The sequence below is a fragment of the Curtobacterium sp. Curtsp22 genome, from assembly GCF_059492135.1.
The window spans coordinates 3,426,099-3,438,881 of the sequence record NZ_CP168519.1 but is presented as its reverse complement, the minus strand read 5'-3'; the positions used below and the strand labels follow the sequence as shown (position 1 = coordinate 3,438,881).

Sequence of the window (12,783 nt, the reverse complement as noted above, 5' to 3'; positions counted from 1 at the left end):
CGAGGTTGCACGAAGTGCCGCCGTCTGCACCGCGCAGCGGCACGTTGTGCGACCTCGGCGTCACGCTGGCGGCATGTCCTGCGACTGCGACGGCCTGGAGGCGCGGTGCCGGTCCACGAGACCGGCACCGCGCCTCCTGTGCGTGCGTCCGTCACCGCGCGGGCCGAGGTCGCACGTCCTGCCGTCCCTGCATCGAGCGCGCGGCAGTTCGTGAGACCTCGGCGACCCACGTGCGGCGTGTCGCGCGACCTCGGCGGGCGCGTCAGGCGGCCGGGGACTCCACGGTAGCGACGGTGCCCGTCGCGCCCGGGTGCTCGTAGTGCGCACGAACCAGGATCGGCCGGTGGTCGGAGATGCCCGCGGGCAGGGTCTCCACGCCGGCGATGTGCAGCCCCACGCTCGTGGCGAAGTCGAAGTGCCCCGTGAACTTGCGGTAGCGCAGGTACGTCGGCTGGTCGGAGAGCGACAGCGCGAACCCGTGCTGCTCGATCTTCCGGCGCAGGTTCGTCTGGAACCAGGGGTAGTTGAAGTCGCCGACCATGATCGCCGGGGCGTCGTTCGAGAGCTCGCGGACGAACTGGTGCGCAGCCTCGATCTGCTTGCGGCGCAGCGAGTTCGTGGCGGTGAGGGGTGAGGCGTGGAAGGACGCCACGATGACCTCGGCGTCGACCTCCTTGTCGCGCAGGTGCATCGCGATCAGGCGCTCGTGCGCGGGCGCGAGGACCCGGTCGTGCAGCGACTTCTGCAGGGAGTGGATGCTGAAGTCCTCGACCTCGAACCGGTCGTCGCGCTTGTAGATCGCGAGGCCGAGCCGGTTCGCCTTGGTCGACGCGGCGAGGGAGAGGCCGGCGATCGAGGGGGCGAGGTCGTTGCTGTCGCACTCCTGCACGCAGATGACGTCGGCCTGGGACGCTTCAGCCAGGGAGGCGAGCTCGCCGTTCGCGGTGTGCTCGCGGAGGTTGTAGCTGACGACGCGCAACCCGGTCGGTTCCACGGCCGTCTCGGCTGTGATCGTCCCCTGCTGCTCTGGCGCGGCCATGCTGCCTTCCTGTTCCGGGCGTTTCCGGTCGCCCTGCCGCGGCAACCGTACTCGGCGTTCGCGGACTGTTGCTGAGACTGTAGCGCGGCCTCGGTTTCGTGCGTGTGACCGCGGGGAAAACGGACGATGCGCGCTCAGGCCCGGACGCGACGGGCGGGGCGGACGGTCTCACCGGCTGTACGGCTCATCAGGACGCCCTCGACGCAGGCGACGACGAGCAGGGCGGCGATGACCCAGAACGCGGCGTCGTACGGACCGGATCCGCCGAGGCCCGACGCGGCCCGGATGACCACGGCGCCGACCGCGACACCGAACCCGGCGGCGGTCTGCTGCAGGGTCGACGAGAGCGTGTTCGCCGGGGTCATGTCCGCCTGCTCGACGTCGGCGAACGCGATCGTGTTGTAGGCCGTGAAGCCCACCGACCGCGCCGCACCGCTGACGACGAGGAGCACGGCGAGGAGCCAGAACGGGGTGCCCTCGGTCATGAACACCATCGCGACGACGCTCAGCGCCGCGACCGCGCTCGACACGACGATCACCGGCCGGTACCCGAACCAGCGGAGGAACGGCGTCGTCATGGGCTTGATGCCGAGGTTGCCGACGAAGACCCACAGCACGGCGGACCCGGCGAGCACGGCGCTCCACCCCCACGCGTCCTGGAACAGCAGCGGCAGGACGAACGGCACGGCGGAGACGGCCAGGCGGAACAGGCTGCCGCCGGCGTGCGACACCCGGAAGGTTTCGAGCCGGAACGAGTCGAGCCCCATGATCGGGTGCGGTGCCCGGCGGAAGTGCCAGATCGCCAGCCAGCAGCCGACCGCCCCGACGACGCCGGAGAGCACGACCGCCAGGACGGGCACGCGATCGAGGGCGAGCAGGGACGCCATGACCACGAGCGACCCGAGGCCGAAGCAGGCGAGCAACGACCCGAACCAGTCGAACGGCACCCGCTCGGACGCCCGCTCCTGCGGCACGAGGACGAGCGCGGCGACGAACGCGATGACCCCGAGCGGGATGTTGATGAGGAAGATCCAGTGCCACGTCAGGGTGTCGACGAGCACGCCGCCCACGAACGGCGCGATGATCGGCGCGGCGAGGGCCGGCCAGGTCAGGATCGCGATGGCCGTGACGAGCTGCTCGCGTCCGGCGCTCCGCAGGACGACGAGCCGCCCGACGGGGACCATCAGCGCGCCGCCGAGCCCCTGCACGATGCGCCAGATCGTCAGGTCGACGAGCCCGGTGGAGAGGGCGCACAGCCCCGACGCCACGGTGAACAGGACGATCGCGCCGGCGAACACCGTCCGCGAGCCGATCCGGTCGGTCAGCCATCCGCTCACGGGGATGAACACCGCGAGGGTGACCAGGTACGCCGTGATCGCCACGCCGATGGCCGCCGAGTCGACGCCGAGGTCCCGACCCATCGCAGGAGCGGCCGTGGCCAGGATGGTGCCGTCGAGGAGCTCCATGAAGAAGGTCCCTGCGACGAGCACGGCCACCGCGGTGCTCCCCCGTCGTCGTGTCGTCATCGTCGTCGTCATGGCAGGACAAATGCTATGCCCGATCGGTTTCCGTGACGTCCGGGGACGGCGCTGACGCGATGGTGTTCTGCACCGCAGAATGAGGCGGACGAGCGCGTTGCCCCCGACACCCGGCCACCGGGAGCGTGGAGGCACCGCAGACGCACAGGAGGATCGATGACGACCACACCCGGCACGGTCACCACGAAGGGCGCGCCCGACCCGGCAGCACCGGCGCGCCGGCACGTCCTCGAGCACGCGTACCTGCCGGTGATGACCCTCCGCGAGTCGGCCCTGGCGAACAACACCGCCGTGATGCAGGCGTACGTCGAGCGGCACGGGCTGCTCTTCGCGCCGCACATGAAGACGCACATGGCCCCGGCACTCGCCGCACGGCAGATCGCCGCCGGCGCCTGGGGCGTCACGGTCGCCTCGGTCCAGCAGGCGATGGTCGCGTGGGAGCACGGCATCCACCGGATCGTCGTCGCGAACGAGGTCCTCGACCCCACCGGTCTCGCCTGGCTCGCCTCCCGCCGCGCCGCCGACCCGGACGCCGACGTCCTCTGCTGGGTCGACTCCCCCGCCGGGGTCGAGGCCGGCCGCGCGGCGCAGGACGCGGTCGACGGCGACCTGCACGTGGTCGTCGAGGTCGGCTTCCCCGGCGGTCGCACCGGCGTCCGCACCGCACAGCAGGCACGGGACCTCGCACAGCTCGCCCACGACCGGGGGCTCTCGCTCCGAGGCGTCGCCGGGTACGAGGGCGGCCTGCCCGACGTGCGCGCCGCCCGCGCCTACGTCGAGGGGGTGCTCGCCGTCTCGGCGGCCGTCCGCCCGCTGGTCGAGGCCCCGCGCGCCCTGCTCAGCATGGGCGGCAGCGCCTGGTTCGACGGCGTGGTCGACGCGGTCGCCACCCGCCCCGACGACCTCGACGTGCTGCTCCGGTCCGGCGCGTCCCTCACCCACGACGACGGCTTCTACGCCGAGCGCACCCCCTTCGGCCGCCACCCCGACGAGGGCTCGCTCCTGGCCGCGATCGAGGTCTGGGGACGCGTCACGTCGTGCCCCGAGCCCGGGCTCGCGCTCGTCGCGGTCGGCAAGCGGGACATCTCGTTCGACGAGGGGCTGCCGGTGGTCCGTTCCGTCCGTTCCGTCCGGCACGTCGGCCCCGGAGGCGCGGCTGGCGTCGTCCCCGTCGCACCCGACCCCGGGGCGGTCACCGTCACCCGCCTCGACGACCAGCACTGCTACCTCGCGCTGGCGGACGGGGCACCCGGGCTCACGCCCGGCGACGTCGTCGTGTTCGGCATCTCGCACCCGTGCACCGTCTTCGACAAGTGGCGCCAGGTGACCGTCATCGACGACGACGAGACCGTCCTCGACACGATCGCGACGCGGTTCTGATGCGCGCCACCACCCCCGTCGCCCCCTCCACCGAGGACGCTCCGGCACGGAACGCCGCCCTGTCGCTCCGACGCGGGCTGCGGCTGCTCGACCGCATCGCCGACCGCACCCGGAACGGCGAGCCGTCGGTGTCGCTGACGGTGCTCGCCGCGGAGCTCGGCACCTCGAAGTCGACCGTGCTCCGGCTGACCGCCCCGATGCTCGAGAACGACCTGCTGCGCCGCACCCCGGACGCCGGCTTCACCCTCGGGCTCGGGGCGCTGCTGCTCGGGCAGAGCTACCTCGAGGGCATCGACCTCCGCGCCGCCGCAGCGCCGTTCCTCCGGCGGACCGCGGAACGCACGGGGCTCACCTGCCACCTCGTCGTCGCGGACGGCACCGACATCGTCTACGTCGACAAGGTCGAGACGCGGGGCACGGTCCGGATGGGGTCGCGGATCGGCAACCGACTGCCGATGCGGAACACGGCCTCGGGCAAGGCGATGGTGGCGTTCGGCGAGCCGGAGCTGCTCGACCGGGTGCTCGCGGAACCGGCCACGGCGATGACCGAGCACTCCATCGTGGACGACGACCGCTGGCGCGCCGAGATCGACCGGACGCACGGCCGTGGCTACGGCATCGACGACCGCGAGAACGAGCCCGACATCCGCTGCGTCGCCGCGCCCGTGCTCGACCACGCGAACCAGGTCGTCGGCGCGATGAGCATCTCGGGGCTCGCCTCCCGGTTCCCCGCCGCGGCCGTCCGCGAACTCGGCGACGGCGTCGTCCGGACCGCGCTCGAGATCTCGGTCGCGCTCGGCTCCTCCTCCGCCCAGCTCGCCCTGGCGAAGGGCACCCGGTGACCGGCCGCGTCCTGACCTTCGGGGAGACGATGCTGCTCCTCACCGGCGGGGACACAGGGGCGGTCCCCGACCTCGAGCACATGCGGGTCGACACCGGCGGAGCCGAGAGCAACGTCGCGATCGGCCTCGTGCGCGCCGGTGTCCCGACGACGTGGATCGGCCGCGTCGGCACCGACCCCGCCGGGGACCGCGTGACGCGCGACGTCCGGAGCGCGGGCGTCGACGTCGTCGCGGTGCCGGACCCGGACCGCTCGACGGGCATCATGATGAAGGAGCGCCTGGCCGACGGACGCACGCGGGTGACCTACCACCGCCGGGGTTCGGCGGGATCGGCGCTGCGGGCGAGCGACCTGCCGGCGAGCGCCGTCGAACGCGCCGCGCTCCTGCACGTCACGGGCATCACCCTCGCCCTCTCCGAGGACGCCAGGGCCACGGTCGAGGCCGCGCTCGACCGCGCGGACGCCGCCGGGGTCCCGGTGTCCTTCGACGTGAACCACCGGCCCAAGCTCATCGACGCCGAGACCGCCCGCGCCCGCTACCGGGCCGTCGCCGCACGGTCGTCGATCGTGTTCGCCGGCGACGACGAGGCCCGACTCGTGCTCGGACTCGGCGACGACGAGGGCGACGACGAGACGCTCGCGCACGAGCTCGCCGCCCTCGGCCGGGGTCGTGCCGTCGTCAAGCTCGGCTCCCGGGGCGCGGTGGCGTCGGTGGACGGTGCGTTCCTGCGGCGCCCGGCGACCCCGGTGCGCGTCGTCGACCCCGTCGGTGCCGGTGACGCCTTCGTCGCGGGCTGGCTCGCGGCGACCCTCGGCGGAGCCACGACGGCCGAGGCGCTCGACCGTGCCGCCGACGCCGGTGCGCTCGCCTGCACGGTCGAGAGCGACTGGCGCCGCCCGGACCCGGCCGCGTTGCACGACCCGACCACCCCCACGGACGTCGACCACGCCGTCCACGACCGCGTCGACCGCTGAGGCGAGGAACGAAGACCATGACGAACACCACCAGCACCGACCCGTCCGCCGCTCCCCGCGTCCGCCACCGGCACGCCGCTGGCCCGGCGATCGCGATCCTGCGCGGCGGGACGGGTGACCACGTCGAGGACGTCGTCGCGACACTGGTCGAGGCCGGGGTCCGAGCGATCGAGATCACGACCAACACGCCCCGTTGGCGGGAGGGCATCGCCTGGGCCGCCGAGCGCTACGGCACGGGCGCGTCGATCGGCGTCGGCACGGTCCTCGAACCACGACAGCTCGACGAGGCCGCCGCCGCGGGTGCCGTGTTCGCGGTGAGCCCGCACCTCGACGCGGACATCGGGGAACGGGCGCACGAGCGTGGTCTGGGCTGGTACCCGGGCGCCGCCACCCCGACCGAGATCGTCCGCGCATGGCAGCTCGGGGCGCGCGCGGTCAAGGTGTTCCCGGCCGCACAGCTCGGCGGCCCCGCGTTCCTCAAGCAGGTCCTCGCCCCGCTCGACTTCGTCGACGTCATCCCCACGGGCGGCATCGGCGTCGAGGACGCGTCCGAGTACCTGGCGGCCGGCGCCGTCGCCGTCGGCCTGGGTTCGCCGCTCGTCGGTGACGCCCTGACGACCGGCGACCTGGACGGCCTCCGCACCCGCGCCGAGCGACTCGTCGCGGGGCTCGCACGGTGACGTCCGAAGTCCTGCTCACCGGCGGCTCCGTCGTCGACACCGACGGCACGGCCCACCGGTCGGACGTCCTCGTCCGCGACGGAGTGGTCGCCGAGCGAGGCGGGCCGCGCGAGCGCCTCCGGGCCGGGGCCGACGCCACGGTGGTCGACTGCACCGGCCGGCTCGTCATGCCGGGGTTCGTCGATGCGCACTCCCACGCCGGGTCCCTCGTGTTCGACGAGACCGTGCAGCTCGCCCTCCTCCGGCAGGGCGTCACGACGATCGTCACCGGACAGGACGGCGTCGGTCCGGCACCGGGCGACGGCTCCTACGCCGCACGGTACTTCGCGGCGATCGACGGTCCCCACCCGACGTACGGCGGCGGCGGCATCGCGGGGCTGCTCGCGACGTACGACGGCACGACCGCGCTGAACGTCGCCACCCTCGTGCCGGCCGGCACCGTCCGGCACGAGGTCACGGGCGACGACCCGGCCCCGGCCGACCCCGGTCAGCTCGACGCCATGCGCGTCCTCGTGCGGCAGGGCATGACGGACGGCGCCGTGGGGCTCGCGACCGGCCTCGACTACGTCCCCGGACTCCACGCCGGCACCGCGGAGATCGCCGCCCTCGCCGCCGAGTCCGCGGCCGCCGGCGGCACCTACGTGACCCACATGCGCGGCGGCTACGAGACGAACGCCGGCGCCGGAATCGAGGAGGTCGTCCGGATCGTGCGCGCCGGCGGGGGCCGCGCCCACGTCTCGCACCTCCACGCTCCCGTCGACCTCGCGCTGGCGGAGCTCGCCCACGCCGAGGCCCAGGGCGCCCCGCTGTCGTTCGACGCCTACCCGTACTCGCGCGGCTGCACGATCCTGTCGATGCTGCTCCTGCCCGCGGGCCTGGCCCGGCCGGGCACCGACGACCTCGCCCGGGCGCTCGCAGTGGACGGCGGGCGCGCTGCCGTCCGCGCCGCGGTGCTCGAACGGGTCCTCGGGCGCGCCGACCTCGGACCGGGCTGGGCCGAGCAGATCACGCTGTCGCACGTCCCCGCGCCCGAGTTCCACGCGCTGCAGGGCCGCACCCTCGCCGAGGCCGCCACGGCCACCGGGACGGACGCGGTCGACCTCGCGCTCGACGTCCTGGTCGACTCGGACCTGCAGGTCACGGTCGTGATGCGGGTGCCGCACCCGCGGACGCCCGAGCAGCTGGCGGAGCTGTTCCGGTCCGGCGGGCACACCGGCGGGTCCGACGGCATCTTCGTCGGGACGCACCCGCACCCCCGTGCGTACGGCACCTTCGCGCGGTACCTCGGGGACTACGCGCGGCCCGGGCTGCTCACGTGGTGGGAGGCCCAGCAGCACCTGTCGACGCTGCCCGCCGAGCGCTTCGGACTCGGGCACCGCGGCGCCGTCGCGCCCGGGTGGATCGCCGACCTCGTCGTCGTCGACCCCGGGCGCGTCCGAGCCCGGTCGACGTACGCCGAGCCGATGCTGCTGGCCGAGGGCGTCGACGACGTCTTCGTCGCGGGCGTCCCGGTGCTCACCGACGGCGTCCTGACGCACGCGACCCCCGGTGCCGGCATCCGCCGGACGACGTGGAGCCGTCCGGGCGGTGCGCGCACCGAGGGTCGATGAGGCTTCGCTCAGCGAGCACGACGAGCGATCACGCCGGGCCGGCCGGGTCACTCCGCCGTCGGGAGCACCGCCACGACGTCGATCTCGACGAGGATGTTCGCCAGGTGCGACTGCACCGTGGTTCGGACCGGGTACGGCTGCGAGAAGTGCTTGGCGTACTCCTCGTTGAAGGCGGGGAAGTCGCGGTCGGAGTGCTCGAGGTGGACGGTCGACTTCACGACGTCGTCGAGCGTGGCGCCGTGCTCGGCCAGGACGGCGGCGACGTTCGCGAGCACCTGGGCGGTCTGACCGGCGACGTCGTCGGCGATCTCGCCCGTGGCCGGGTCCTGCGGGCCGAAGCCGGCGGTGTAGAGGAAACCGTTCGCGACGATCCCCTGGCTGTACGGGCCGGCGGGCTTCGGCGCGTTGTCGGTCACGATGGCGGTCTTGTTCGGCACGGTGCTCCTCGGTGTCGATCGGGGTCGGTCGGACGTCGCCCACGGCACCGACCGCGCCGTCGCGGCCGGAGGACGACGCTCCCAGGCTAGGTGAGCGCCCCGCGCCGGACGCGGCCGTCCGTCGGGCTCGTTCCGGTCTGCAGAACGCGAGTCGCGCCTCCCGAGCCGAGCCGTGAGGAACACCCAGGCAATCGCCGTCTACGCTCGTACCGTGCCCTCTGCCATGCCCGAACACCGCGGAGCGCCGCGGTGAGCCGCCTGGACGGGACCCTGACGGAGTCGATCGCGAGCGGACGCCGCCGTGTCCTCGACCTCGCGACCGCCCTGCCGGCGTGGGCCGCCGTGCTCCTGGTGTGGACCGGCGGGCGCATCGTGTCGACGTTCTGGTTGGCGCTCGCGTTCCCGCTCATCGGGCGCGCCCTGCCGGAGAACGCGATCTGGGGCAACGACCACGGCTTCCTCAACTTCCTGACGGCGTGGGACGGGCAGTACTACGAGCAGATCTCGGTGCACGGGTACCCGACGACCCTGCCGCTCGACGCCGCGGGCCACGTCGCGCAGAACGCGTGGGCGTTCCTCCCGGCGTTCCCCTTCACGATCCGGATGCTGACCGCGTCGACCGGTGTCCCGTTCGACGTCGGCGCCCCGGCGATCGCGCTCCTCGCCGGGCTGCTCGCCACCTACCTGCTGCACCGGCTCGTCCGCGACCGTGCGGGGACGGCGGCGGCCATGTGGGCGGTCTTCTTCTTCACGTGCGGTCCGCTGTCGTTCCTGCTGCAGGTCGGGTACGCCGAGAGCATGTTCCTCGCCCTCGTGTTCGGGGCGCTCCTCGCGCTCGACCGTCGGCGGTACGGGCTCCTCACGGTGCTCGGGGTCGTCGCCGCGTTCACCCGGCCCGGAGCCCTGGCGATCCCGCTCGTCCTCGGGGTCGTCGCACTGGTGCGGTGGATCCGGGCGCGTCGGACCGAGGGGGTCCGGTCGCTCGACGCGTTCCCCGTGGCGGAGCGCGTGCGGGTCGTGGCCGCCGGCGTCGTGATGGTCGTCGCCGGGTTCGCGTGGCCGCTCATCGCCGCGCACGTGACCGGGTCGCCGAACGCCTACCTCGAGACCGAGATGTCCTGGTGGGTGAACTTCATCGGGCGGGTGGACTTCATGCCGCTCACGCCGTGGTTCCTCATCGCCGGCCGGTGGCTGGGCGTGGGCGGGATCCTCATCGTGGTGTTCCTGCTCGTGTCGTACCCGGTCTGGCTGCTGCGTCGGTCGACCCGGCGCCTCGGGTTCACGACCGTGGTCTTCTCGGCCTCGTACGCGCTCTACGTCTTCGCGGTGTCGTTGCCGATGGCCTCGACGCCCCGGCTCCTGATGCCGCTCGCGCCGCTGTTCGGGTCGCCGGAGCTCGTGGCGAAGCCGTGGATGCGGTGGACCCTGGTGGTCTGCGCGGTGCTCGGGCAGCCGGTGCTCGTCGCCGTGCTCTGGCTGCTCGGCCCGCCGTGACCGCACGGACGACGCCCGGCACCCGCGGTGTGCGGGACCGGGCGTGGTGCCGGGCGTCCGTCTTCGGCGCTAGAGCTCGATCGTGCCGTGGTCGCCGGTGTCCGGCTGACTCTGCTTGCCGATGGCGGCCTTGAGGGTCTGCACGAGGCTGCCGACCGGGCCGGTGTCCTGCGTCCAGTACTCGACCGAGTCGCCCTCGACCGTGAGGAGTCGGATCGAGGGGTCCTCGCGGCCGTCCGGGAACCAGGCCTCGGCGAACGGGGACCACAGCTCGTCGATGACGGAGTCGTCCTGGCTGACCGTCGCGGTGCCGGCGATCGACAGGTACCCGCCCTGCGACTCGATCGCGACGTTGACGTGCGGGTTCCGGGCGATGTCCTCGACCTTCTCGCTCCCGTCCTGAACGAGGAAGCGGAGTGTGCCGTGGAACGCCTTGTCCTGCACGGCGAGGGGCCGTGCGTGGAGCTGCCCGTCCTCGCTCACGGTCGTCAGGAGTGCCGTGTGGGCTCCGTGGACGATGTCCGAGATGGCTGCGCGCTGGTCTGCCTCTGTGTCGGTCATGGTGCTCCTCTCGCGTCGTGCGCCCCGTTGTGCTCGACGTGCGGCCGGCCCTCGGGGCGCTGTCCGTTCCGGCCAGTCTGCCCCTCGACGCTGAGCGCGTCCGGCGGACGGGGCCGCGGGGCCGTGCGGGCGCGGTCGCGGGCGGGAGTGGGCGGGAGTGGGAGTGGGAGTGAGCGGGAGTGTGCGGGAGTTGGCGACAACACCGATGTCGTACGACCTCGACGATGTCGCCGCCGCGCGCGTGCAACTGTTGCGCCCGCACGGAGCGACAACACCGACGTCGTACGACGGCGACGATGTCGTTCCGGCTCGCCCCGACCGCCCGCCCGCCCGGACGCCCGCCGCGCCTCAGACCGGCTCGCGGATGGTCGTCTCGACGTCGACGACCTGCGGGATCCGCGGCATCGAGGCGACCCCGAACGCCACCGGCGGGTCGAGCGGCGCCAACGCCCCGAGCGACTCCCCCGCCCAGGTCCCCCGCACGCCCGTGACGTCGTGTGCCCCGGTCACGCCGTAGTACTCGCGACGCCCGTTGCCCGCCGACCCCGCGGTCCCCGACCCGGGAGCGACGAGCCGTGCGACCGGGTCGATCGCGGCGAGCCACCGGGGGTCGCGGGCGATCTGCTTGGGGACGATGCGGAGCACCCTCCCCAGCGGGGAGATCGTGCCGACGTCGATGGAGGCCTCGAGGGCGCCCGCCGACAGCTCGAGTCCCCTGGCGGTCCGGCGAGCCGAGACGTCGACGACCGAGACCGTGTCGAACCGGTAGGTCCCGGAGACGTACGCGGCCACGATCTCGTCGGGTGCGAGGAGCACCGACGAGCCGTCCGGCAGCTCGAGGAAGACGTCCGTGAAGGAACCGAACGGCGAGCGCTCCCACATGCCGACCACGATGCGGATGCCCGAGGTCGTGCCGACGCCCATGATCCGACCACGGAACCGACGTTCGAGTGCAGCGGGGCGTGACGACATGCCCTGGACCGTACCCGGCGACCCCGTGAGCGGCGCGGACGGGCCGAGCCGCGCCTCCAGGCCCGCCGGACGGACCCGGACGGACCCGGCCGACCCGGCCGCGCCGCCGCGGCCGCGGCCGACCCGCCGCGGTCGACCCGGCGCCTACGCGACCGGCACCGGCGCCGCGAGCAGCTCGCGCACCCGCGGCGCGACCTGCGTGCCGTAGAGCTCGATCGACCGCATCATGTCCTCGTGCGGCAGACGCCCCGTCGCGTACCGCATGTCGAACCGCGAGACGCCGAGGATCCGCATGTTCCGCGCGATCTTCCGGGCGACCGTCTCCGGCGACCCGACGTAGAGCGACCCGCCCGCGGACAGCCCGGCACGGTAGCCGGCGACGTCCAGGGGCGGCCAGCCGCGCTCCCGACCGAGCTGGTCGGTGACGGCCTTGTGGTACGGCCAGTAGCGCTCGGCCGCCTCTTCGTCGGTGGCGGCGACGAACCCGGGCGAGTGCATCGCGATCGGCTGCTGCGGCAGGTCGAGCTGCGTGAGCGCCTGGCGGTACAGGCGCGAGAACGGCGCGAACTGCGCGGGCTGTCCGCCGATGATCGCGAGGAACAGCGGCAGACCGTACGACGCCGCACGGATGACGGACTGCGGGGACCCGCCGACGCCGATCCACGTCGGGATGGGACCGTGCTCGAGCTTCGGGTAGACGTCCTGGTCGACGAGCGAGGCGCGCTTCGTGCCGGACCAGGTGACCGCGTCGCCGCCGCGGAGGGCCGCCCAGAGCTGGAGCTTCTCCTCGAAGAGGACCTCGTAGTCGGAGAGCTCGTACCCGAAGAGCGGGAAGGACTCGGTGAAGGACCCGCGGCCGAGGATGACCTCGGCACGGCCGTCGGAGATCGCGTCGACGGTGGCGAAGCGCTCGTACACCCGCACCGGGTCGTCGGACGAGAGCACGGTGACGGCGGACCCGATCCGGATCGAGGAGGTCCGGGCGGCGATCGCGGCGAGGACGACCTCGGGGGCGCTCACGATGAAGTCGGCGCGGTGGTGCTCGCCGACGCCGATGAAGTCGAGGCCGACCTGGTCGGCGAGGACTGCCTGGTCGACGACGTCGCGGATGCTCTGGGCGTCCGACTTGACGCTGCCGTCGGGCAGCTCGGTGACGTCGCCGAAGGTGTCGAGGCCGAGCTGGACGGGGCCGATCCGTTCGGGTGCGGGCGGTGGCACGTCCGAGGGGCGGTCGGTGCCGAATGCGTTGCTCATGG

Annotated in this window: 12 protein-coding genes; 6 read left to right on the top strand and 6 right to left on the bottom strand. The window is 73.4% G+C overall.

Annotation, left to right across the window (positions count from 1 at the left end; all coding sequences use genetic code 11):
- Nucleotides 1-262: 262 nt before the first annotated feature.
- Nucleotides 263-1,039, bottom strand: coding sequence for an endonuclease/exonuclease/phosphatase family protein (locus tag ACEN8D_RS16675; RefSeq protein WP_083403156.1), 777 nt, complete (start codon nucleotides 1,037-1,039; stop codon nucleotides 263-265).
- A 134-nt stretch (nucleotides 1,040-1,173) separates the two neighbouring features.
- A complete protein-coding gene (locus ACEN8D_RS16670) occupies nucleotides 1,174-2,577 on the bottom strand; it encodes an MFS transporter (protein ID WP_413399458.1) in 1,404 nt (467 codons plus the stop codon).
- Between the two features lie 156 nt (nucleotides 2,578-2,733).
- Between ACEN8D_RS16670 and ACEN8D_RS16665 the strand changes: the two genes are divergently transcribed.
- From ACEN8D_RS16665 to ACEN8D_RS16645, 5 genes are read left to right on the top strand one after another with little or no spacing between them, the layout of a single operon-like run.
- Nucleotides 2,734-3,957: an alanine racemase gene (locus ACEN8D_RS16665; protein WP_413399457.1), complete on the top strand. Its 1,224-nt coding sequence runs from the start codon at nucleotides 2,734-2,736 to the stop codon at nucleotides 3,955-3,957.
- A complete protein-coding gene (locus ACEN8D_RS16660; RefSeq protein ID WP_413399456.1) occupies nucleotides 3,957-4,799 on the top strand; it encodes an IclR family transcriptional regulator in 843 nt (280 codons plus the stop codon). The genes ACEN8D_RS16665 and ACEN8D_RS16660 overlap by 1 nt, the downstream gene beginning before the upstream one ends.
- On the top strand, nucleotides 4,796-5,773 hold the full coding sequence (locus ACEN8D_RS16655; RefSeq protein WP_229086882.1) for a sugar kinase: 978 nt from the start codon (nucleotides 4,796-4,798) through the stop codon (nucleotides 5,771-5,773). The genes ACEN8D_RS16660 and ACEN8D_RS16655 overlap by 4 nt, the downstream gene beginning before the upstream one ends.
- A 17-nt stretch (nucleotides 5,774-5,790) precedes the next feature.
- Nucleotides 5,791-6,453, top strand: a complete 663-nt coding sequence (locus ACEN8D_RS16650) for a bifunctional 4-hydroxy-2-oxoglutarate aldolase/2-dehydro-3-deoxy-phosphogluconate aldolase (RefSeq protein ID WP_413461725.1) — start codon at nucleotides 5,791-5,793, stop codon at nucleotides 6,451-6,453.
- Nucleotides 6,450-8,063 carry an N-acyl-D-amino-acid deacylase family protein gene (locus ACEN8D_RS16645; protein WP_413461726.1) on the top strand — a complete coding sequence of 538 codons (1,614 nt, stop codon included), beginning with the start codon at nucleotides 6,450-6,452 and terminating at the stop codon, nucleotides 8,061-8,063. Before ACEN8D_RS16650 ends, ACEN8D_RS16645 begins: the two co-directional genes overlap by 4 nt.
- Nucleotides 8,064-8,110: 47 nt before the next feature.
- Here the strand turns inward: ACEN8D_RS16645 and ACEN8D_RS16640 are convergent, their stop codons facing one another.
- Entirely contained in the window at nucleotides 8,111-8,500 is a 390-nt protein-coding gene (locus tag ACEN8D_RS16640; RefSeq protein ID WP_070418297.1) for a RidA family protein, read from the bottom strand.
- A 249-nt stretch (nucleotides 8,501-8,749) separates the two neighbouring features.
- Between ACEN8D_RS16640 and ACEN8D_RS16635 the strand changes: the two genes are divergently transcribed.
- On the top strand, nucleotides 8,750-9,994 hold the full coding sequence (locus ACEN8D_RS16635; RefSeq protein WP_413399850.1) for a putative hexosyltransferase: 1,245 nt from the start codon (nucleotides 8,750-8,752) through the stop codon (nucleotides 9,992-9,994).
- A gap of 69 nt (nucleotides 9,995-10,063) precedes the next feature.
- Here the strand turns inward: ACEN8D_RS16635 and ACEN8D_RS16630 are convergent, their stop codons facing one another.
- The 3 genes from ACEN8D_RS16630 to ACEN8D_RS16620 all read right to left on the bottom strand — a co-directional run bounded on the left by ACEN8D_RS16630 (nucleotide 10,064) and on the right by ACEN8D_RS16620 (nucleotide 12,781).
- A complete protein-coding gene (locus ACEN8D_RS16630; protein WP_070418296.1) occupies nucleotides 10,064-10,555 on the bottom strand; it encodes a pyridoxamine 5'-phosphate oxidase family protein in 492 nt (163 codons plus the stop codon).
- Nucleotides 10,556-10,903: 348 nt separating this feature from the next.
- Nucleotides 10,904-11,527 carry a hypothetical protein gene (locus tag ACEN8D_RS16625; protein ID WP_495601075.1) on the bottom strand — a complete coding sequence of 208 codons (624 nt, stop codon included), beginning with the start codon at nucleotides 11,525-11,527 and terminating at the stop codon, nucleotides 10,904-10,906.
- A gap of 144 nt (nucleotides 11,528-11,671) precedes the next feature.
- Complete coding sequence (locus ACEN8D_RS16620) at nucleotides 11,672-12,781, bottom strand: LLM class flavin-dependent oxidoreductase (RefSeq protein ID WP_083295248.1); 1,110 nt, start codon at nucleotides 12,779-12,781, stop codon at nucleotides 11,672-11,674.
- Nucleotides 12,782-12,783: the final 2 nt, after the last annotated feature.